Consider the following 20,904-nt stretch of genomic DNA (forward strand, 5'->3'; position numbering starts at 1 on the left):
GAACGCCGCGCGAAGTCCAGCGCGGCGCCCGGAAAAACTTACTTCGAGATGGCGGCGACGACGCCGGCGCCGACGGTGCGGCCGCCCTCGCGGATCGCGAAGCGCAGCCCCTCGTCCATCGCGATCGGCGCGATCAGCTCCACGTCCATCGACACGTTGTCGCCCGGCATCACCATCTCGACGCCCTCGGGAAGCTGCACCACACCCGTCACGTCCGTCGTCCGGAAGTAGAACTGCGGACGGTAGTTCGTGAAGAACGGCGTGTGCCGGCCGCCCTCCTCCTTCGTCAGGATGTACGCCTCCGCCTTGAACTTCGTGTGCGGCGTGATCGAGCCCGGAGCCGCCAGCACCTGACCGCGCTCCACGTCCTCGCGCTTCGTGCCGCGCAGCAGCGCCCCGATGTTGTCGCCCGCCTGCCCCTGGTCCAGCAGCTTGCGGAACATCTCCACGCCCGTCACCACCGTCTTCACCGTCGCCTTCAGGCCGATGATCTCCACCTCCTCGCCGACCTTGATCACGCCACGCTCCACGCGGCCCGTCACCACCGTCCCGCGGCCCGAGATCGAGAACACGTCCTCAACCGGCATCAGGAACGGACGGTCCACCGCCCGCTCCGGCTGCGGGATGTAGCTGTCCACCGCCGCCATCAGCTCCAGGATCGCGTTCTCGCCGATCTCAGGCGTCTTGTCCTCCAGCGCCGCGACCGCAGAACCCTTCACGATCGGGATGTCGTCGCCCGGGAACTGGTAGGAGGACAGCAGCTCGCGCACCTCCATCTCCACCAGCTCCACCAGGTCCGGGTCCGCCAGGTCCATCTTGTTCAGGAACACCACCAGCGCCGGAACGCCCACCTGCCGCGCCAGAAGGATGTGCTCGCGCGTCTGCGGCATCGGGCCGTCCGCCGCCGACACCACCAGGATCGCGCCGTCCATCTGCGCCGCGCCCGTGATCATGTTCTTCACGTAGTCCGCATGGCCCGGGCAATCCACGTGCGCGTAGTGGCGGTTCGCCGTCTCGTACTCCACATGCGCCGTCGAGATCGTGATCCCGCGCGCACGCTCCTCAGGAGCCTTGTCGATCTGGTCGTACGCCGTGAACGACGCCCCGCCCGACTTCGCCAGCACCTTCGTGATCGCCGCCGTCAACGACGTCTTGCCATGGTCCACATGGCCGATCGTCCCAATGTTGCAGTGCGGCTTGTTCCGCTCAAACTTCGCCTTGGCCATCGCTAGGGTCCCGCTCCGAGAGAAAGATCATGAGCCGCGAGGGCACAGGTCAGCGCGATGGGAGCACCACCGCCCATCTCCGCGGAGATAGCGGGTGAGGGGAATCGAACCCCCGTAGCCAGCTTGGAAGGCTGGTGCTCTACCATTGAGCTACACCCGCGCCGAGGCGGTTGCTTGTTGGCCTGGCCTGCTGATCCCTGAATTCCGCCGCGAAGAGCGGCGAACTTCAGGGGCAGGACAGGTTAGGCCAGGAGCCCCGTCGCAAGCGACGGAAACCCGCTGCCATCGGGGAATATGGAGGGGGCTGGATTCGAACCAGCGTAGGCGCAAGCCAGCGGATTTACAGTCCGCCCCCTTTAGCCACTCGGGCACCCCTCCTCAGTTCGGGCGCGCTCGCGCTCACCCGTCCGATGGAAGCCGGCGGTTTCAAGCGTTTTCGCGTGGCGCTGTCAATCAGCCGCGGGATCGGCCGTGCCGCGCGCCGCGCGCGTCACAGCGGGCGCTCGTCGGCGATGACGCGCCCGTCGGCGGGCAGGCTGCCGCGCGGGCGGAGCTCGACCCGGCCGCGGAGGCCCATCACGGATTGCAGCGTGGCGGCCAGCGGCGCCTCCATCGCGGCGTCCTCGCACTCCGCCAGAAGGCACATGGCGTCGATCTCGCTTTCGCGGGTGATCACCAGCCGCAGCCGGCCGAGCGCCGGATGCGCGCGGGACAGGGCCGCGACCTGCTCGGGGCGCACGAACATGCCCTTCACCTTGGCGGTCTGGTCGGCCCGCCCCATCCAGCCCTTGATGCGGGCACCGCCCGGCAGGAAGGCCGACATGTCGCCCGGCGAGAAGCGGATCATGGGGTGCGCCGGATCGGGAATGGTGACGACCACCTCGCCCACCTCGCCCTCCGGCAGCGGCTCGCCGGTGCCGGGGCGGACGATTTCCAGGACGATGCCGGGCGCCACCGCCATGCCCGCCGCGCCGTCGGCGGTGGTGTGGGCGATCAGGCCGAGCTCGGCCGTGCCATAGGCCTCGATGGCGGCGATGCCGCGCCCGGCCACCCATTCGCGCAGCGAGGGCGGGAAGGCGGCGCCGGAGACGACGGCGCGCTTGAGGCAGGTCGCGTCCAGCCCGGCCTTGTCGGCGGCCTCCAGCAGGATCTTCAGGAAATCGGGCGTGCCGGCATAGGCGGAGGGGCGATAGGCCTCGAGCACGTGCAGCAGCGCCTCGGTGTTGCCGGGCCCGCCCGGGATCACCGCGGCGCCGAGGCTGCGGGCGGCCGAGTCGAAGATGAATCCGCCGGGGGTCAGGTGATAGGCGAAGCAGTTCAGCAGGATCGTGCCGGGGCCGATCCCCGCCTCGCGCAGCGCCGGGGCGAAGCGCCAGGGGTCCGGCCGGTCCGCCATGCCCTCGAAGATCGGCCCCGGCGAGGCGAAGAGCCGCGCGAAGCCGGCGGGCCCGGACGCGAGGCCCGCAAAGGGCGGCGCCGCCTTCTGCATGGCCGGCAGGCCGGACTTCCGGATCACCGGCAGGTCGGCGAGATCAGCCGTCGCCGGGTCCACATGGCCCAGATGCGCCGCCCAGCCCGGCAGGGCCAGGGCCGCGCGCAAGGTCTCCGCCAAGCCTTCCATGTCGTTCTCTCCCCTTCGGGCGGAGTCGGACATGCATTCCGCGCCGCCGCAAGCCGGTCTATCCAAAGGCGAGATGCCGCGCCGCTTCCTCTTCCTGCAGGGCCCGACCTCGCCCTATGCGGCGGAGGTCGGCCGCGGGCTGCGGGCGCTCGGCCACGAGGTCCACCGCATCAACCTCTGCCTGGGCGACAGGATCTTCTGGCGGGAACCGGGCGCCATCGACTACCGCGGCCGCTTCGAGGACTGGCCCGGCTTCATCGCCGGCCACCTGGCCGAGCACGGGATCACCGACCTGATCCTGCTCGGCGAGCAGCGCCCCTATCACCGTCCCGCCGTCGCCGCCGCCCGTCCGCTCGGCGTCGCCGTGACGGTCACGGATTTCGGCTATCTCCGGCCCGACTGGCTGGTGGTCGAGCGCGACGGCATGAACGGCGAAAGCCGCTTCCCCCGGGATCCCGCGGAAATCCTGCGCCTGGCCGCCGGCCTGCCGCCGCTCGACATCAGGGTCCTGTACCGGGACAGCTTCCGGCAGCGCGCCCTCTGGGACATGGCCTACCACCTGTCCAACCTGCTGCCCTGGCCCTTCCCGCACTACCGCCGGGCCACGCTGCACCATCCGCTGCTGGTCTATCCCGGCACCGGCTGGCGCCTGCTCCGCCAGGGCGGCGAGGCCCGCCGGTCCGAGGCCGGCTTCGCGCAGGCCGCCGCTCGCGGGCCGGTCTTCCTCTTCGCGATGCAGATGGAGAACGACTACTCCATCCGGGCCTACTCGCCCTATCCGGACCTGGACACGCCCATCGCCGAGGTCCTGCAGTCCTTCGCCGCCCATGCGCCGCCGGAGGCGCAGCTGGCCATCAAGCTCCACCCGCTCGATCCCGGGCTGAAGAACTGGCCCCGCCGCATCCGCCGCATGGCCGAGGCGGCCGGGATCGCCGGGCGGGTCGCCTTCCTCGGCGCCGGCGCGCTGGAGCCGATGCTGCGGGCCTCGCGGGGGATGGTCACGGTGAACAGCACCGCCGCCCTGCAGGCCCTGACGCTGGGCAAGCCCGTGCTGGCGCTCGGCCAGGCCATCTACCGGATCCCCGGCCTCGCCTTCGAGGGCCCGGCCGGGGCGTTCTGGCAGGACGCCCCTCCCCCCGACCCGGCCCTGGCCGAGGCCTTCCTCCGCCTCCTGGGCGCGGCCCTGCACATCCGCGGCACCTATTACGCCAGGCCCGGCCTCGACGCCGCGGTCGCCGCCACCATCCACCGGCTGCACGACAGCCTCGTGAACGCGCCCCTGTGATTGACAGACCGGAACGGCGCACGGAAAACCATGCCAAGGTTACCAAAGGCCTGCATTTGCACGTCATCCTCGATCTGTCCCGGCTGCTGGCCGCAGGCTGGCGCGGCATCGCCGCCGGGATCGACCGGGTGGAGCTGGCCTATGCGCGCCATTTCGCCGACCGCGGCTGCAGCTTCTCCGGCCAGAGCCCCTGGGGCTTCCACGCCGAGCTCCCGCGCGACATCGCCCTCGGCCTCATCGCGGCCCTGCTGAAGGACGGGTGGGTCGAGGCCAAGGTCTTCGCCGGCGCCGGCTACACCGCGCTCGCCAGCTCCATGGGCCGCACGAAGCTCCGGCGCCGCATCGCCTCCACGCCGGGCTGCGTCTTCCTCATCGTCTCGCATGCCGGGCTGCACGAGGCGGCGCCCATCGCCGCGCTGAAGGCGGAGGGCGCGCGCTTCCTGCCCATGCTGCACGACCTCATCCCCATCACCCATCCGGAATTCACCAGCCAGAAGCAGATCGAGCGGCATCCGAAGCGCGTCGAGACCATCCTGGAGCTGGCCGATGCGCTGCTGATCAGCTCGCGCGCCACCGGCGACGTGCTGGCCGCGCTGCACCCCGGCCGCCCGCTGCCGCCGATGCACGTCGCCCGCTTCGGCGCGGACATCGCCGCCTGCGTGCCGGCCGAGATCGCGACGCCGCCCGCGCCCTATTTCGTGACGCTGGGCACGATCGAGCCGCGCAAGAACCACCTGCTCCTGCTCAACCTCTGGCGCGAGATGCCCCAGGGCGAACATCAGAGTCCACGGCTGGTCATCATCGGCCGGCGCGGCTGGGAATCCGAGGCGGCCTGCCGGCTGCTCGACCGCCACACCGCCTTCCGCGGCCATGTCGACGAGCAGGGGCGCCTGGACGACGCGCGCACGGCCACCCTACTGCGCGGCGCCTGCGCCCTGCTCTTCCCGACCTTCGTGGAGGGCTACGGCATCCCCCTGGCCGAGGCGCTGACCATGGGCGTGCCGGCCCTCTGCTCCGACATCCCCTCGCTGCGCGAGCTCGGCGAGGGCGTGCCGGATTTCGTGGACCCGCTGGACGGGCCGGGGTGGCGCGACGCGATCCTGGACTATGCGCAGCCGGACAGCGCCGCCCGGGCGGCGCAGCTCGCCCGGATGCCCCGATGGCACGTGCCCAGCTGGGAGGAGCATTTTGCCATCGTCGAGCGGGTGCTGACCACGCTCGGATAGTCCGGGCCGCCTTGCGTCGCGGCATCTCCCCCGCGATCCTGCTCCCCGCAACTTCCGGAGCCAGGACCATGCCCCGCCTCGTCACCCTCGCCGCCGCGCAGCTCGGCCCCATCCAGAAGGCGGAGGGCCGCGACGTCGCCGTCGGCCGCATGCTGCGGCTCATGGAGCGCGCGCATCAGCGCGGCGTGGAGGTCGTCGTCTTCCCCGAGCTGGCGCTCACCACCTTCTTCCCGCGCTGGTACGAGGAGGACATCTCCAAGGCGGACCACTGGTACGAGCACGCCATGCCGTCGAACGAGACGGCGCCGCTCTTCGAGGCCGCGAAGAAGTACGGGATCGGCTTCCACCTCGGCTATGCCGAGAAGACGCCGGACGGGCACCGCTACAACACCGCGATCTACGTGCATCCCTCGGGCGAGACCGTGCTGAAGTACCGCAAGGTCCACCTGCCCGGGCACAAGGAGTTCGACCCGATCCGCAAGGTGCAGCACCTGGAGAAGCGCTACTTCGAGGTCGGCAACCTGGGCTTCCCCGTGATCCGCGCGCCGCTCGGCCAGCAGGAGGCCAATATCGGCATGATGATCTGCAACGACCGGCGCTGGCCCGAGGCCTGGCGCGTCATGGGGCTGCAGCAGGTCGAGGTCGTGATGCTCGGCTACAACACGCCGAGCCTCAACATGGACAATCGCGGCTTCGAGGCGCACCACCTGCGCGTCGAGCATTCGCATCTCTCGGTGCGGTCGGGCTGCTACCAGAACGCCTGCTTCGGGGTTGCCACCGCCAAGGGCGGCACGGAGGACGGGCACGAGCTCTTCGGCCATTCCATCATCGTGAACCCGCAGGGCGAGATCATGGCCCAGGCCACGAGCTGGGGCGACGAGCTGATCACCGCCGACTGCAACCTCGACGACTGCAACCTCGGGCGTACCACCATCTTCAACTTCGCGGCTCACCGCCGGCCCGAGGCCTATGGGCGCATCCTGGAGCAGGTGGGCAGCGAGGCGCCGCCGGTCTGGACTCCCGCGGCCTGATGCCTGTCGTTCACCGCGACGGCGCGGACCTCTGGTGGGATGTCCGCGGGGCCGCCGGCGCGCCGCCGCTGATCCTCGCTGCCGGGCTCGGCGGCACGCATGGCTGGTGGGCGCCGCAGATCGAGCGCTATGCGCGCGAGTTTCGCGTCCTCATCTTCGACCAGCGCGGCACCGGCCGTTCCTCCCGCGTGCCCGTCGCCTCCATCGCGCAGATGGCCGACGACCTCGCGGCCGTGATGGACGCGGCCGGCATGCCGGCGGCGCGCTACCTCGGCCATTCCACGGGCGGGGCCATCGGGGTGGCGCTGTCGCTGGCCCAGCCGGGCCGCTTCAGCCGGATGATCGTCTATGCCAGCACGACGAACGGCGATCCCTACCGCCACCGCGTGCTCGGCCTGCGCAAGGTGCTGATGGAGAAGGCCGGGCCCGAGGCCTATGCGCGCTACACCACCCTCCTGCTGCATCCGCCCTACTGGATCAACGCGAACGCCGCACGGCTCGAAGCCGACGAGGCCGCGGCCGCCGCGGCCCTGGGCGACCCGAAGGTGCAGGGCAGCCGGCTCGATGCCATCCTCGCCTTCGACCCGCGTCCCGAGCTGCCGCGCCTGACGCCGGCGCCCCTCATCCTCTGCGCGGACGACGACATCCTCACGCCGCGCTACTTCTCCGAGGAGATGGCCTCCCTCATCCCCGGCGCCCGCGCGGTCTTCGTGCCGCGCGGCGGCCATGCCCTCTCCCGCACCGAGCCGGAGCTCTTCGACGGCATCGTCCTGCCCTTCCTGCGCGAGGCCCCATGAAGCGACGCACCCTGCTGCTCTCCGCCCTCGCCACGCCGGCCCTGGCGCAATCCGCCTGGTCGCCCGACCGGCCGCTGCGCCTCATCGTCCCTTTCCCCGGCGGCGGCAGCGCCGACGTGCAGGCGCGCCTCATCGCCGAGCCGCTCTCCCAGGCGCTCGGCCAGCCCGTGGTGGTGGAGAACCGGCCCGGCGCCGGCGGCACCATCGGCGCCACCGAGGCCGCCCGCGCCGCGCCGGACGGGCTGACGCTCTTCATGGCCACCACGGGGACGCATTCGGCCAACCAGTGGCTCTATTCCCGCCTCGCCTACGATCCCGTGCGCGACTTCGCCCCCGTCACCCTCGTCTCCGACTACGCGCAGTGCATCGCCCTCGGCCCCGAATGGCCGGCGGCGGCGCAGCGCAGCTTCGAGGGGCTGATCGCCGCGCTGCGCGCCGATCCCGCGCGCGGCGCCTACGGCTCCTCCGGCATCGGCTCGCCGACCCACCTGGCCGGCGAGATGCTGGCGCATGCCCTCGGGATCCAGCTCACCCACGTGCCCTATCGCGGCCAGGGGCCGGCGCTGAACGACCTGATCGCCGGCCGCGTCGGGCTCATGTTTCCTTCCATTGCCGACGTGCTCGGCCAGATCCGCGGCGGCCGGGTGACGCCCGTCGCGACCATGGCGCGCGAGCGCAGCACCGCCGTCCCGGATGTTCCGACCACGGCCGAGCTCGGCCATCCCGACCTCGTCAGCTCCATCTGGAGCGGGATCTACGCCCGCGCGGGATCGCCGCCGGCCGCCGTCGCGCGGCTCAACGCGGAGATCGTGAAGATCCTGAACTCGCCGTCCCTGCGGCAGCGGCTGGGGGATTCGGGATTCGGCGTGGTCACGGGAACGCCCGAGGAGCTGGCAGCGTTCCAGGCCGCCGAGACGGCACGGTGGGGCGAGATCATCCGCGTGTCCGGCGCGAAGGCGGACTGAAAAAGAACAGGGGCTTTAAAAGAACGGGGGCTTTGCCCCGTTGCCTCCGCTTCGCGGCCAATCCCCACCAAAGGCCGAAAGGCCTCTGGAAACCGTCACAAAGCCAGCCCGCCCGCGAGCGCCGTGTGCAGCAGGCTCCCCGCCACCAGGCGCGAGGAGCGCACGCCCGGCGCGATGGGCTCGGCGTCGATGTCCACGGACAGGCGGCCGAAGGCACCCTCCGCGAAGATCTGGTGCCGGTTCCGCGTGAGCGAGCCGTCCGAATACAGCTCCACCATCGTCCGCTCGAAGCCGATGCCGGCCAGCGCGATCGCCGCCGTCACATTCGCGTTCTTGGGGAAGCGCGAGGCCGAATCCCGCGCCGGGCCGCGGAAGACGAGATGCGCGCCCGGCCGCTCCAGCCCCTCCGGCGCGTCCGGATGCCCGATCCAGGAGGTCGTCGGCGCCGACTGGCGGTAGGTCACGGAGGACAGGCCGACATGCCGCGCGGCCCCCAGCCCATCGAGGCCAGCCACCGCGCCCGAGGGCACCACCAGCCGCGCGCCACCCCTGCGCGCCGCGAGCAAGGCCTCCATCAGGGCCGCATCCGCCAGCGCGCCCACCGAGGCGGCGATCACGTCGATGCCGGCGCCCAGCAACACGGGACCGTAGGCGCGCAGGGCCGCCTGCCCCGCGCATTCCACGACCACCTCCGGCTTCGAGGCCAGCATCGCCTCCAGCGAGGTGACGCCCGCCGCCAGCCCCGCGCGCGGCTGACGCGTGAGCACCGCGACCACCTCCGCCTGGCCCTCCGCGCATTCGCAGAAGGCACGCCCGATGGCGCCGTGGCCGATCAGCCCGATGCGCACCCTAGCTCGGCCGGATGTTGCCGGCCCGCACCACGCGGGCCCAGCGCTCGGCATCCGAGGCGATCAGCGCGCCGAAGGCTTCCGGCGTGCTCGGCGCGGGATCGGCGCCGAGCCCCTGCATGCGGGCCACCACCGCCGGCTCCGCGAGGATCTCCACCACCGTGCTGTTCAGCACCGCGATGGCCGGAAACGGCGTGCGGCGCGGCGCCGCCATGCCGACCCAGAAGGTCCCCGTCAGCGCGGGCATGTCGAGCTCCGCGAAGGTCGCGACGTCGGGCAGCAGCGACACGCGCTCGGGCGTCGTCACCGCGATGGGCCGCACGCGGCCGGCATTGGCCTGCACCGAGCCGGAGGGCACCTGGTCGAAGAGCATGTCCACATTGCCCGCGACCACGTCGTTCAGCGCCGGCCCGTTGCTGCGATAGGGCACGTGCTGCAGCTGCAGCCCGGCCGCCTGCATGAAGAGCTCGGCGAACATGTGGCTCGAGCTGCCGGAGCCGCCGGAGGCGAAGGTCAGCCTTCCCGGCTCGGCCCGCGCCAGCGCCACCACCTCGGAGAGGTTGTTCGCGGGCAGCGTGTTGCGCACGACCAGCAGGTTGCCGGTGTCGTAGATCTTCGAGACGGGTGCGAGGTCGTTCACCGTGCTGAAGGGCAGGTTCGGGTAGAGGGCCGGGTTGACCGAGAAGACGCCCGCCGTCGCGAAGAGCAGCGTGTGTCCGTCCGGCTCCGCCCGCACCACCGCCTCGGCGCCGATATTGCCGTTGGCGCCGGCCCGGTTCTCCACGACGACGCTGGTGTTGAGCTTGCGCGCCATGCGCTCGGCGACGACGCGGCCGAGCACGTCGGTGGCGCCCCCGGCCACGAAGGGGATGATCAGCCGGATGGGCCGGCCGGAAAATTCCTGCGCGGCGGCGGCCAGCGGCGCGAGGCCGGTGGCCGCCAGCAAGGTGCGGCGGGACAGGCTCATCGGGGCCTCCTCAGCGGTTCGGCGGGGCGTAGAGGATGCCGCCTTGGGTGTAGAGCCGGTTCATCCCGCGATCGATGCCGAGCTGCGAGCCCGGGCCGAGGTTGCGGTCGAAGATCTCGCCGTAATTGCCGAGCGCCGCGATCATCTTCGCGCCGAAGTCGTTGGCGACGCCGAGGGTGGCGCCGAGCGCGCCCTCCAGGCCGAGCAGGCGGCGGATCTGCGGATCGGTGCTGGTCAGCCGCTCGCGGAGGTTGGCCTGGGTGACGCCGAGCTCCTCGGCGTTGATGAGGGTGAAGACGGCCCAGCCCGCGATGTCGTGGAACTCGTCGTCGCCGTGGCGGACGGTGATGCCGAGCGGCTCCTTCGAGAGGCGGTCGGGCAGGACCACATGCTCGGACGGGTTCTGCAGCGTGGTGCGCTGCGCGTAGAGGATGGTCGCGTCGTAGGTGATGGCGTCGCAGCGGCCGGCGCCGTAGGCGCGCGTCAGGTCCACGCGGGATTCCATCACCAGCGGCGTGAAGGCCAGGTTCCGGGCGCGGAAATAGTCGGTGAGGTTGAGCTCGGTGGTGGTGCCGGGCGGCACGCAGATGGTGGCGCCGGCCAGTTGCGCGGCGCTGCTGATGTTGGCCGAGCGCCGCACCATGATGCCCTGGAAGTCGTAGAAGACGATCGCGGGAAAATTGAAGCCGAGCTGCGCGTCGCGTTGCATCGTCCAGGTCGTGCTGTTGGTCATGATGTCGATCTCGCCCGCCTGCATCGCGGGGAAGCGCGCCTGGGTGGAAAGCGGGACGATGGTGATCTTGTCGGGGTCACCGAGGATCATGGTCGCGACGGCGCGGCACATGTCGACATTGAAGCCGCGCCAGACGCCTTGCGAGTCCGGCGCGCCGAAGCCGGGATTGGAGGGGCCCTGGACGCCGCAGCGGAGCGTGCCGCGCGAGCGGATGGCCTCCACCGTCGGGCCGGCCGAGGCCGTGCCGCAGGCCAGCGCCAGGATGAACGCTGCGATCCAGGCTTTCATCGTCCGATCCCTCCGGTTGCTACAGAATGCCCTTGGCGTTGAGCTCGGTGAGCTCCGCCATCAGCGCCTTGTCCTCGTAGCGGCCCAGGCCCAGCGTCCAGGCGTAGTCGGGCAGCCGCGCCTCCATTACATGCGCCGCGCAGAGCGAGCCCGTCGCGCAGGAGCCCATCGTGCCGAAGCCCGAGAGCGCGCCGGCCATGAAGGCGCTCGGCGTCCGCATGGGGCCGATGAGCGGCATGTTCTCCGGCGTCATCGTGTAGTAGCCGCCGTAATGATGCGCGCCGCGCGGCAGGCGGCCCACATATTTCGCCATCGCCGGGTTGAGACGGCTGGTGCCGCGCAGCACCGTGTCGGGGAATTGCGGGTCGAGCGGCGGCTCGCTGCGCGGGTCGCTGGGATTGCGGTTGTAGGCCCAGCCGATCTTGATGTGCTTCCCGCCGTCGCCGCCCTCGGGCCGGCAATGCGCGCCGCCGGGCAATGGGGCGAGGAGGCGCTGCGTGGCGGGATCGCTCTCCAGGATCTCGCGCTCCTCCTCGGACCAGGGGATCTGCTGGCCGTCGAGGTCGATGGAGAAGGGCGAGGCGCGCGGCACGGCGCCCTCGCGGTCCTCGAAGGAGATCTTCTGCTGGAAGACGCATTGCAGCGGCAGGGCCTCGCCGAGCATCGCCGCGATCTCGCCCATATAGGGGCCGGCCGCGTTGACGATGCGGTCCGCCGTCAGGGTCGAGCCGTCCGCCAGCCTCAGCACGAAGGGCTGAGTGCCCTCGATCGCCGTCACCGTCCCGCGCAGCACGCGGCCGCCGGCGGCGCGGATCGCCTCCAGCATGAGCATGCCCATCTGCTGCCCGCTGATGTCGCCGGCGCGGCGGATGTGCAGCACCGCCGCGATGTCCTGCGTGTAGTGCGGGAAGGCGGCGCGGATCAGCCCCTGGTCCAGCAGGACGTCCACGCCGTCCGGCGCCGTCTCCCAATCGGCCGAGACGGGCGGCTGGTAGCTGGTGCTGCCCGCCTCATGGAGGCGGATGCGGTGCGCGCCTTCGGCGGAGTAGCCGCGAAAGAGGTCCTCGATGAGGTCGTCCGGCTTCGCGCGGCGGGTGCAGAGCGCGTAGCCGCGGCGCGTCATGCGGATGCGGTTGCCGCTGTCGCGCGCGAGCTTTTCCATCAGCGTGGTGCTGTCGTCGGTGAAGGCCCGCATGATCCAGTGCGGCCACCAGTTGCGGTAGTTCTCGCCGGACTGCGCAGAGGTCAGCCCCATCGGGTCGCCGGATTCGACGAGCACGACCTCCTTCACGCCGTGATCCACCACGAGGTGATAGGCCACCGAGATGCCCACGATCCCCGCGCCGATGACGGCGATGTCGGTGCTTTCGGCGGCGAGGCTCATGGGCTGTTCCGGCAGGGGAGACCGTCAGCCTAAGCGCCGCGTCATCTTCTGGCTAGATCGGATCCAATCCTGAACCTACGGATACGGAAAGCCGCCGAGCCAGAGCACGTCCTCGATCCGCCGGGCGCCGCTCGCCAGCATGGCCAGCCGGTCGAAGCCCAGCGCGATGCCGGAGCCCGCGGGCATGCCCTGGGCCAGGGCCGCCAGGAAATCCGCGTCCACCGGCCAGGAATTCTCCGCGCCGTACAGCCGCTCGCGCTCGGCCACGTCATGGGCGAAGCGGGCGGCCTGCTCCTCCGCATCGGTCAGCTCGTCGAAGGCATTGGCCAGCTCGATGCCGCCGGCGAAGAGCTCGAAGCGCAGCGCCACGCGCGGGTCGGCCGGGTCGCGCCGGGCCAGCGCCGCCTGGGGCGCCGGCCAATGCGTGAGGAAGCTGGCACGCTCACGGCCGAGGCGGGGCTCCACATGCTCCAGCAGGAGGCGGAAGAAGGCCTCCTCCCAGCTCTCGTCGTCGCGGGCGCCGAGGGCGGCGGCATCCCCTGTGCCGTCCTCGCGGATGGAGGCCAGCACGTCGATGCCGGCCCATCGCCGAAAGGCTTCCGCGACGGTGATGCGCTCGAAGGCCAAGGCGAGGTCGGTCGTCACCTCCTCATGCGCCACCAGCCGCGGGCAGAGCTGGCGGACCAACGCTTCCGCCTCGTCCATCAGCCCGTCCAGCGTCAGGCCGGGGCGGTACCATTCCAGCATGGTGAATTCCGGGGCGTGGCGCGAGCCGATCTCGCCGTTGCGCCAGACCCGCGCCAGCTCGAAGACCGGGCCGGCGCCGCCCACCAGCAGCCGCTTCAGCGCCAGCTCGGGCGAGGTGCGGAGCCAGAGCTTTTTCCGCTCGCCCTGCCCCAGATGGGGCTCGAACTCGGCTGAGAAGCCGCGCAGATGCACCTCCATGCCCGGCGCCGGGACGAGGCAGGGCGTCTCCACCTCACGGTAGCCGCGGGCGGAAAACCATTGCCGGGTCTCGGCGGTCAGGCGGGCGCGGGCCTCCAGGAAAGGCAGGCGCGCGGCGAGGCTCTCGGGGTGCCAGGTGGGGTTCGGCATTGCATCCCGGGGCTTATCAGGGCAGAGCCTGCCCCGCCATGCAACGCACCCTCCGATCCGCCGAGGACCTGGCCGAGGCCGGCCTGATCGCGCGGACATCCGTGCCTGACATCGCGGAGGTCGCGCAGCGCTACTCCATCTCGGTGACACCGCTGCTCGCCCGGCTGATCCGCGAGCACGGCGCCCCCCTCGCCCGCCAGTACCTCCCCGAGGCCGAGGAGCTGGTCACCGCGCCGCACGAGCTCGACGACCCCACCGCCGACGCGCCCTTCACCCCCCTCAAGGGCGTGGTCCACCGCTACCCCGACCGCGCGCTGCTGAAGCCGCTGCTGGCCTGCCCGGTCTATTGCCGCTTCTGCTTCCGGCGCGAGGCGGTCGGCCCCGATGGCGGGCTGCTCTCCGAGGCCGAGCTGGACGCCGCCCTCGACTGGTTCGCGCGCACCCCGCAGGTGCGCGAGGCCATCCTGACCGGCGGCGACCCGCTGATGCTCTCGCCGCGCCGTCTGGAGCGCATCCTGGCGCGGCTGGCCGCCATCCCGCATCTGGAGATCCTGCGCATCCATTCCCGCGTGCCGGTCGCCGATCCGGACCGGATCGACTCGGCGATGCTGAAGGCGCTGACCCTGGACCGCCCGCTCTACCTCTGCGTCCACGCCAACCATGCGGCCGAGTTCTCCACCGAATCCGCGACAGCCCTGCGCGCGCTGCATGGCACGGGGGCGGTGCTGCTCGGCCAGTCGGTGCTGCTGCGGGGGGTGAACGACAGCGGGGCGGCGCTGGAGGACCTCTTCCGGACCATGCTGCGCCATCGGGTGAAGCCCTACTACCTCCATCAGCTCGACCCCGCGCCCGGCACCGCGCGATTCCACGTGCCGGTCGAGGACGGGCTGGCGCTTCTCCGTGGATTGCGCGGCCGCGTGACCGGTCTCGCCTGGCCGACCTACGTCCAGGAACGCCCCGCCGGCGGAGGAAAATTTCCGCTCGGCATGGAAGCCATGCAGCCGAGGGCTGGACAAGCGCCGCAGGACCGCTAGAAGGCGCCCCTCGGCGGGCGTTTAGCTCAGTTGGTAGAGCAGCTGACTCTTAATCAGCGGGTCGTAGGTTCGAGCCCTACAACGCCCACCATTTCCTTTCAAAGACTTACACGGCGATAAGGCCTGCTCATCTCGCGGACTCGAGTCCTGCGGACCCAGCGGTGGCCATTCCGCAGTCCTGCAACATTTTCCTGCCGCGTAGCCGCCGTAGCCTGCGACAGGAGGCGACGTGGAGCCGCGGATGATCCTACCGCCGGAGCCAGGGACCGAAATTCTTCATCCTTTCCATGGCGATAGACGGAATCGCGCATCTCGGCCCCACCAGATAGGAGCCGCTAGGAGTGATTTTTGGTGGATGGTGGGGAATGCTGACCGGCAACGTCAGAATGGGTCTGCTGTCACATGGATGGCGGGATGGCCGGCGCTCGCCGCTGAACCTCAGGAGGGCCTGCCGCACTGTCAGTTCTTTCTGCGTGTGCGGGGACTGCGCCGCCAGTGCGGCCGGGTCAATTGGATCGGTTCATCCCCGCCTGCGCGGGGAACGCCAGCCCGTCTGGCACTTCACCGCGGTCAGCTCCGGCTCATCCCCGCCTGCGCGGGGAACGCCAGCTCCCGCGGAATCTCGGTCCCGTGTCGAGCGGTTCATCCCCGCCTGCGCGGGGAACGCCTTGTAATAACGCGGGACGGGCCTCTTCTGGCCGGTTCATCCCCGCCTGCGCGGGGAACGCGCCCTGGGCGGGTGGATCACTCGGGCATTCTCCGGTTCATCCCCGCCTGCGCGGGGAACGCCCGTGCGGCCATTCGCGCAGGAGCGCATCCTGCGGTTCATCCCCGCCTGCGCGGGGAACGCGCAGAGCGGACATGGTTGATAATACCCGTCCGCGGTTCATCCCCGCCTGCGCGGGGAACGCTCTTCCCAGAAGCATTTGATCCGAAATCCTGATTCGACTGTCAATCAACCCACCGGCCGGAACACCTGTTCTCGCTACCGGCCGAGCCGCCGCTGCGGCAGCGAGGCCGGCCCTGGCTCCGCCGGAAGCGCCGCCTCAGCCCCGAAGGAAACCAGACGAAAGCCCCCCAGGTCCACCGGCTCCCGCTGGTTCGCGCCGCAAGTGTCGAAGGCGAAGCCGGCATCCTCCGGCGCCGGCCAGGCGATCACCGCATTGCCGTCCTCGATATGGGCGCAGACCTCGCCCCAGATCATCTCGCGCACCCGTCGGCCATAGGCGCCGATAGACGCCCGCCCGCACCTCCAGCAGCCACACCGCCAGCCGCCCCCACCCCCCGCCGGCGGGAGCGCCACCGGCATGGCCTCCGGCGCCGCCTCGGGCACCGGCAGACCGCCCGTGGCAGCACCTCCTCGATGAGCGGGATCAGCCGCGACAGCACATCCGCCCGGCGGAAGGCGTCGCGGCAGCGGCGCCGGGCGGCTCTCCCGGCGCGTTCCGGAGCTCGGCCGCAATTCCCCTGTACCTCAGGAGGGGCATTCAAAGGAGCGCAGGCCGGCCCTGCGCCTCGACGGCCGCCTTCGCAGGTCATTGACGAGTCGAAGCCTGTCGCAACTAATACCCCAATATTTCATGGAAATGAATTCCACACGTGTCCACCAAAGTCGTCTTTCAAATTCATTTCGGTGCATAAAATTCCAGTCAAGGCATAGAAACCTGCCTATAGAGATTGCACACTCCGAATTCGGAAAGAAATTCTGATAAAGGGCGCGGCATGGCCGAAGCATCGGTATCGTGAACCTGGACAGTGGCCGGCCTGATGAACCCAATGGTAGCGATCGATCGAAGAGCAACGGCCCAGTAGCCGCGAAGACCGTCCGGATCTTCGTGTCCTCGCCCGACGACAGGCGGGCCGAACGGGATGCCCTGGAGCACGTTGTCGGAAGCCTCAACACCGCCCTCGCCGGTGAGTTCCGCTTCGAAACCGTGCGATGGGAGTATGGGCACTATCTCGCCCACCGCCCCGGCCAAAGCCAGATTCCCGAAGCCGCCGACTGTGACCTGGTGATCGGCATCCTGGGCAACAGGCTCGGCACGCCGCCGCCGGAGAGTTTCGAGCCACGTCTGGACGGCGCCCCCTATCCCAGTGGCACCGCCTATGAATTGATCACGGCCCTGAGGGCCGCCCAGGGCAGCGACCATCTGCCCCCCGGCGAGCGCCGCCCACATGTCTACGTCTTCCGCATCCAGAACACGCCGGTCTTCGGCCTGGGCGAGCTGGAGGCCATGACCAAGGCCATGGCGGAGAAGGCCGAGGTCGACAGCTTCCTGGCACGCCATTGCGAGTATCACAGCGTCTATCCGGATGTGGCGTCCTTCGCCGCGAGCGCCGAGCGGCTCCTGCGGGAATGGGTGGAGAAACAGCGGCTCGGCATGCGCCTGGAGGCGCGGCAGCGGCGCCGGGAAGGTTCTCCGTTCCGCGGCCTGACCGCCTTCGACCTCGGCGACCGCGACATCTATTTCGGGCGCGGCCGCAAGGTGCAGCGCGCCCTTCGAGAGTTGCGGCATGCGGCCGACCAGGCCGATCGCCTGCCCCTGCTGCTGATCGTCGGCCCGAGCGGCGCCGGCAAGTCGTCCCTGATGCGGGCCGGCCTGGCGCCGCTGCTCACCGACCCCGGCGCAGTGGAGGGCGTCGATCTCTGGCGCAAGGCGGTGATGCGACCGGGCGCCGACGCCGTCGCGGCACTGGCGGCGACGCTCTATGCCGGCATGGCCGAGGGCGGCTCTGGCCCCGCCTTGCCGGAGCTGGCCACGGGCCCCTTCACGACGCCCGAGCTGCTGGCGGATTTCCTGCGCTCGGCGACCGATCCGGATGTGATCGCCGCGCCGATCCTCGCCGCGCTGCGGGCAGCCGGCGCGGCCTCCCCCCTGTCGAAGTCATTGGGCCGCCCGGTCGAGGCTCGCCTGCTGCTCCTGGTCGACCAGCTCGACGAGGTCTTCGCCGATGGCGTGACGGCCGACCAGCAGGCCGTCTTCGCCCGCATCATCGCGGCGCTGACGGCCAGCCGGAAGGTCTGGGTCGTCGCCACGCTGCGCGCGGACCTCTACGGGCGTCTGCTCTCGACGTCGCCCCTGCTGGCGCTGAAGGACCGCGGCGGCCACTACGACCTGGGCCCGCCCGGAGAGGCCGAGCTCACCGAGATCCTGCAGCGTTCGGCGCAGGCGGCCGGCGTGATCTATGGCGAGGACAGCGAGACCGGCGAGCGTCTGGACGAGCGCCTGCTCAAGGAGGCCAGCGGCGATCACGCGCTGCCTTTGCTGCAGATGGCGCTGCAGCTGCTGTTCGAACGGCGGCGTCCCGCTCCTCCCAATTCCGCGGCCGATCACGTCTTCACCTTCGAGGCGTACCAGTCCTTCAACGGCCTCGCCGGCGCCATCGAGAAGGAGGCGGAAGCCCGACTCGAGGAAGCCTCCGATCGCCTGCCCGCCGCGACGGTCGCGACGCGCCTGCCGCCGCTGATCCGCCGGCTGGCGGCGCCCGTCACCCTCAGCGCCAGCGGCAACCTGGAGACCGGCTTCACCACCCGCAGCGTGCCGATTGCCAAGGCCGCGCCGGATCCCGAGACGCGCCTGCTGGTGGACGTGCTGCTCGAGGCCCGCATCCTGGTCGCCTCGGACGAGGGGAAGGCCCGAGCGGTCCCGACGGCGGACGGCAAGGCCGGCCAGGCGACGCTGCGGCTCGCCCACGACCTGGTGCTGACCGGCTGGTCCCGCGCCGCCGCGGTGATGAAGCTCCACGCCCGCTTCATCCGCCTCATCGACGACCTCGAGGTGCAGCGCCGGCGCTGGGTGGCCGCCGATCATGCGCGCGAGCGGCTGATTCCCGAGGGGCGAGCGCTGAACGAGGCCGAATCCCTCGTGGATCAATATGGCACCGAGATCGATCCCCCGATCCGGGACTATGTGGCGATCTCCGGGCGGGGCGCGCGCTGGAAGCGGCGCCTGCGGCAGGGCGTCATCACCGGCGTCACCATCCTGGCCGTGGTGGCGACGGGATTCGGCTTCATCGCCCGCAGCGGCTACCTCCAGTCGGAAAGCCATCTGGCGGCAGCGCGGAACCTCGCGGACAACCTGATTCAGCTGATCGCGAGCGATCTGGGCCGCAGGGCTCAGCTGCGCATCGAGACGGTCGAAGCGACATTGAGGGAAGTCGAGCGGATGCTGACCACCCTGACGGGTGGAGACATCCGCGAGGACGTCGCGACCCGCCTCATCAGCCGGTCCGTCGTGCCGCCGCTCGAGATGATCGGCATGCTGCCGCGCACCGAGGATGGAGCCGCGCGCATGAAGCGTACCAGGGCCTCCATGCTGCACCAGTTCGCCGACGCCTATCACAAGGCATCGACCAATTCCGCCCACTCGCTCGAGGCCGCGCAGGAGGCGCTGGTCATTCGTCTCGATCTCTGGGGCAGCACGCGGGATCCGCAATTCGCCGCGGAGGCGGCCGCGACGCACGAGCTTCTGTCGGACATCTACCGCGCCCAGGGCGACGAGCGGGCCGCGCGGGACCGCGCCGCCGCCGAGGAGGCCTTCCGCCTGGCCAGAGCGCAGGCCGACGCCGCGCTGGCCCTGCGCCGCCAGCTGCACGCCCTCAATGCCGAGACGGCCGCGGCGCTGGATATCGTGCGGCTGCTGACACGGATCGGCGACCTGGCCCAAAGGCAGGCCGAAGACCCCGCGCGCATCAAGAGCCTGAACGACGAGATCCGGACCATCCTCACCAGCGAGCGGCCGAGGGCGCCGGACAACATCCTCCTGCTCAGGGAGCTCGCCTGGAGCTTCCGCAAGGCCGGCGAGTTCGAGAACCGCCAGGGGCCCGGTCACGGGGCGGCCGCGGCCGGCGCCTTCGTGCAGGAAGTCTGCATCCGCCGGCAGGTCGTGGCCCTGCGCCCCGATGATCCGCTCTTTCGGGCGGACCTCGGCTTTGCCCTGCATTTCAGCGCGCGCGCCAATCGGGTGCTCGGCCATACCGGAATTGCGGAGGTCCTGACCCGGGAGGCGCTGCATGAGCGCTTCACGCTGGCCGACCATGATCACGGCAATGGCAACTACGGCGCGGCCATGCTCGACAGCGTGCTCCTCCTCGGCGAGCTCGCCCTGGACGGCAGGCAGGGCAGCCTGGCCGAGCAGGCCGCGGACTTCGCCCTGGGCTGGACCCTGCCGCCGACCACCTCGGCGGCCCGCGTCGCGGCCCTGACCAATGCCGCCCGGGTTCTGAAGCAGCGCGCCGCGGTCCTCATCCTGGAATTGCGCGACATGCCGCCGGCGCCGCCCTTTTCCCCGACTGTTCCATCCTACAATGCCTTGCTGCCGACGGCGCGCCCCGCCGCTGCCGGATGTCCCGAGCCGGCTTCCCCTGCCGCGGTTCAGCGCTAGATCACTGGCAGCGCCGCCGGGTATGACCCCTTATCCGATCATCGCGCCTCGGCGTTGCCACGATCCTTCGAAGAGGATGGCCCAGTGACTCTCTTCCTACACCGCCGCGGGCTGATCGGCGTGTTCTGCGCCTTCGGAGCAGCGCATGCCGCGGCGGACGAGTTCCGATGCGAGGGCCTCGCGGCGCCGCCGGCGGTCTCGCTGACCGCGGCCGAAGCGGAGCGGCACCAGGTGCTTCTCCTGCTCAGCATGGCGCTGGTCTTCGCCGCCTGGAGCGTCGGTCCGGACGCGGCGCTTCGCGACGACTATGCACGGGCCGTGCCGGACTACGTCCCCCGCGATCACGGCGGCCACAATGTCGGCGCGCTGCTGGTCGACCGCGAGGCCATTCTCGGCTTCGCGCTGAACCGCAACATAGCCCTGCGCAGCACGCTCGAGCATGCCGAGGCGCGGGCGGTGCGCCTGGCTTTCCGGCGCGCCGAGCCGGCCCTGCAGGCGAGCGGCAACCGCTTCGCCTATTCGTCCCTGCTGCGCGGCGCGACGCTCTACGCCACGCTCGAGCCCTGCTCGCAATGCGCCGGCATCCTCGACCTGGCCAACGTGCCTCTGCTCGTCTACGGGCAGCGCGATCCGGGGCAGCGCTGCATCGCCAATATCGTGCACAACCTGCACAGCGGACGCGGCTCGGGGCCCGGCCCCCTGCCCGTCCGCGCCGATTTCCTGCCCTTCGCCGCGGAGCTCGATGCGGCCTATGCCGATTTCCTGCAGCGCCGGTCCGGTGGCGGCCCCATGGGCGTCACTGCCTTTCTCGAGACGGTCGCGGCGTTCCGGATCTTCGCGCGCGCGGCGGCAGCCTTCGCGGATTTCGAGCCGGCTCACGCCCAGAACCGGCCGTTGCTGAGCTCGGCCAGATCCTTCTTCACGGACTGGCATGGGCATCTCGGCGCCGGCCTCGCGCCCGCCTCGTGAGGGCGCGAGGCCGATCGAGCGGCGCCCGGGAATTCGCGGCGCCCAGACTCG

15 protein-coding genes, 3 tRNA genes, 1 pseudogene and 1 CRISPR repeat array are annotated in these 20,904 nt (G+C 70.8%); of the genes and pseudogenes, 9 read left to right on the forward strand and 10 right to left on the reverse strand.

The genetic code is table 11. The features are described 5' to 3' along the window. Positions 1–38: 38 nt before the first annotated feature. From tuf to AC1ROY_RS08255, 4 genes are all read right to left on the reverse strand, one after another. The gene (gene tuf, locus AC1ROY_RS08240; protein WP_493148250.1) at positions 39–1,226 is read right to left on the reverse strand and encodes an elongation factor Tu; all 1,188 of its coding nucleotides are present in this window, start codon (positions 1,224–1,226) and stop codon (positions 39–41) included. 89 nt (positions 1,227–1,315) lie between these two features. Continuing rightward, positions 1,316–1,386: transfer RNA gene (locus AC1ROY_RS08245), tRNA-Gly, on the reverse strand. A 135-nt stretch (positions 1,387–1,521) separates the two neighbouring features. Continuing rightward, a tRNA-Tyr gene (locus AC1ROY_RS08250) sits at positions 1,522–1,604 on the reverse strand. 112 nt (positions 1,605–1,716) lie between these two features. Beyond that, positions 1,717–2,847 carry a phenylacetate--CoA ligase family protein gene (locus AC1ROY_RS08255; protein WP_493148266.1) on the reverse strand — a complete coding sequence of 377 codons (1,131 nt, stop codon included), beginning with the start codon at positions 2,845–2,847 and terminating at the stop codon, positions 1,717–1,719. A gap of 73 nt (positions 2,848–2,920) precedes the next feature. Here AC1ROY_RS08255 and AC1ROY_RS08260 point away from each other — a divergent pair, with 73 nt between their 5' ends. From AC1ROY_RS08260 to AC1ROY_RS08280, 5 genes are all read left to right on the forward strand, one after another. After that, complete coding sequence (locus tag AC1ROY_RS08260) at positions 2,921–4,132, forward strand: capsule polysaccharide biogenesis protein (protein ID WP_493148268.1); 1,212 nt, start codon at positions 2,921–2,923, stop codon at positions 4,130–4,132. Between the two features lie 56 nt (positions 4,133–4,188). Then, positions 4,189–5,358 carry a glycosyltransferase family 4 protein gene (locus AC1ROY_RS08265; RefSeq protein ID WP_493148269.1) on the forward strand — a complete coding sequence of 390 codons (1,170 nt, stop codon included), beginning with the start codon at positions 4,189–4,191 and terminating at the stop codon, positions 5,356–5,358. A 68-nt stretch (positions 5,359–5,426) separates the two neighbouring features. Then, a complete protein-coding gene (locus tag AC1ROY_RS08270; protein WP_493148271.1) occupies positions 5,427–6,389 on the forward strand; it encodes an N-carbamoyl-D-amino-acid hydrolase in 963 nt (320 codons plus the stop codon). Continuing rightward, positions 6,389–7,186: an alpha/beta fold hydrolase gene (locus AC1ROY_RS08275; RefSeq protein WP_493148273.1), complete on the forward strand. Its 798-nt coding sequence runs from the start codon at positions 6,389–6,391 to the stop codon at positions 7,184–7,186. Before AC1ROY_RS08270 ends, AC1ROY_RS08275 begins: the two co-directional genes overlap by 1 nt. Continuing rightward, positions 7,183–8,151 (forward strand): Bug family tripartite tricarboxylate transporter substrate binding protein, encoded by a 969-nt coding sequence (locus AC1ROY_RS08280; RefSeq protein ID WP_493148275.1) that lies wholly within the window; start codon positions 7,183–7,185, stop codon positions 8,149–8,151. The genes AC1ROY_RS08275 and AC1ROY_RS08280 overlap by 4 nt, the downstream gene beginning before the upstream one ends. Positions 8,152–8,246: 95 nt before the next feature. On the opposite strand, the gene AC1ROY_RS08285 is transcribed toward AC1ROY_RS08280, so the two are convergent. The 5 genes from AC1ROY_RS08285 to epmA all read right to left on the reverse strand — a co-directional run bounded on the left by AC1ROY_RS08285 (position 8,247) and on the right by epmA (position 13,466). Continuing rightward, the gene (locus AC1ROY_RS08285) at positions 8,247–8,999 is read right to left on the reverse strand and encodes an aspartate dehydrogenase (protein WP_493148276.1); all 753 of its coding nucleotides are present in this window, start codon (positions 8,997–8,999) and stop codon (positions 8,247–8,249) included. Between the two features lies 1 nt (position 9,000). Then, positions 9,001–9,966: a Bug family tripartite tricarboxylate transporter substrate binding protein gene (locus tag AC1ROY_RS08290; protein WP_493148278.1), complete on the reverse strand. Its 966-nt coding sequence runs from the start codon at positions 9,964–9,966 to the stop codon at positions 9,001–9,003. Between the two features lie 10 nt (positions 9,967–9,976). Continuing rightward, positions 9,977–10,987, reverse strand: a complete 1,011-nt coding sequence (locus tag AC1ROY_RS08295; protein ID WP_493148280.1) for an amino acid ABC transporter substrate-binding protein — start codon at positions 10,985–10,987, stop codon at positions 9,977–9,979. 19 nt (positions 10,988–11,006) lie between these two features. Next, entirely contained in the window at positions 11,007–12,371 is a 1,365-nt protein-coding gene (locus tag AC1ROY_RS08300; RefSeq protein ID WP_493148282.1) for an NAD(P)/FAD-dependent oxidoreductase, read from the reverse strand. A gap of 75 nt (positions 12,372–12,446) precedes the next feature. Beyond that, complete coding sequence (epmA, locus tag AC1ROY_RS08305; protein ID WP_493148284.1) at positions 12,447–13,466, reverse strand: EF-P lysine aminoacylase EpmA; 1,020 nt, start codon at positions 13,464–13,466, stop codon at positions 12,447–12,449. A 38-nt stretch (positions 13,467–13,504) separates the two neighbouring features. Here epmA and AC1ROY_RS08310 point away from each other — a divergent pair, with 38 nt between their 5' ends. Then, a complete protein-coding gene (locus AC1ROY_RS08310) occupies positions 13,505–14,500 on the forward strand; it encodes a lysine-2,3-aminomutase-like protein (protein ID WP_493148287.1) in 996 nt (331 codons plus the stop codon). A 15-nt stretch (positions 14,501–14,515) separates the two neighbouring features. Then, positions 14,516–14,591, forward strand: a tRNA-Lys gene (locus tag AC1ROY_RS08315). Between the two features lie 425 nt (positions 14,592–15,016). Further along, positions 15,017–15,411: direct repeats of the CRISPR family, unit length 29 nt; unit sequence CGGTTCATCCCCGCCTGCGCGGGGAACGC. Between the two features lie 74 nt (positions 15,412–15,485). Here AC1ROY_RS08315 and cas2e read toward each other — a convergent pair. Then, positions 15,486–15,771 (reverse strand): annotated as a pseudogene (gene cas2e, locus AC1ROY_RS08320) (type I-E CRISPR-associated endoribonuclease Cas2e). A gap of 564 nt (positions 15,772–16,335) precedes the next feature. On the opposite strand from cas2e, the gene AC1ROY_RS08325 reads away from it, so the two are divergent. Then, entirely contained in the window at positions 16,336–19,884 is a 3,549-nt protein-coding gene (locus AC1ROY_RS08325; RefSeq protein ID WP_493148289.1) for an nSTAND1 domain-containing NTPase, read from the forward strand. Between the two features lie 84 nt (positions 19,885–19,968). After that, the gene (locus tag AC1ROY_RS08330) at positions 19,969–20,853 is read left to right on the forward strand and encodes a deaminase (protein WP_493148291.1); all 885 of its coding nucleotides are present in this window, start codon (positions 19,969–19,971) and stop codon (positions 20,851–20,853) included. Positions 20,854–20,904: the final 51 nt, after the last annotated feature.

It is taken from the genome of Roseococcus sp. GW821-FHT12F05 (assembly GCF_058806835.1).